The organism is Stenotrophomonas sp. SrG (assembly GCF_050031795.1).
Lineage (GTDB): Bacteria > Pseudomonadota > Gammaproteobacteria > Xanthomonadales > Xanthomonadaceae > Stenotrophomonas > Stenotrophomonas rhizophila_A.
Genome location: NZ_JBNBBE010000331.1, coordinates 1 through 265 on the forward strand (window position 1 = coordinate 1; position 265 = coordinate 265).

1 protein-coding gene is annotated in these 265 nt (G+C 65.3%); it reads right to left on the reverse strand.

Annotated features, from left to right (window positions below; all coding sequences use genetic code 11):
- Positions 1–265, reverse strand: a 265-nt coding sequence (locus ACQG3P_RS20005) for a LysR substrate-binding domain-containing protein (RefSeq protein WP_426806019.1), incomplete at both ends; no start/stop codon positions are given.

Here is a 265-nt window from a genome sequence, read left to right on the forward strand (position 1 = left end):
CCAGAAGAACCGATTGTTGTTGAGGTAGCGGGCCTTTCGCATCGCCAGGATGCGGTGGAACTGCAGTTCGTCCGGGTGCAGCGGCTCGCCGAAGCGTTCGATGTAGGCGGGGCTGGCAAACACCTGCGTGCGCAGGCTGCCGAGCTTGCGCGCCACCCGGTTCGAATCGGGCAGGGCGCCCCCGCGCAGCGCCAGGTCCGCTTCACCCGCGATGAGGTCGAGCATTTCTTTGCCCAGGTGCATGTCCAGCTGGATCTCCGGATAC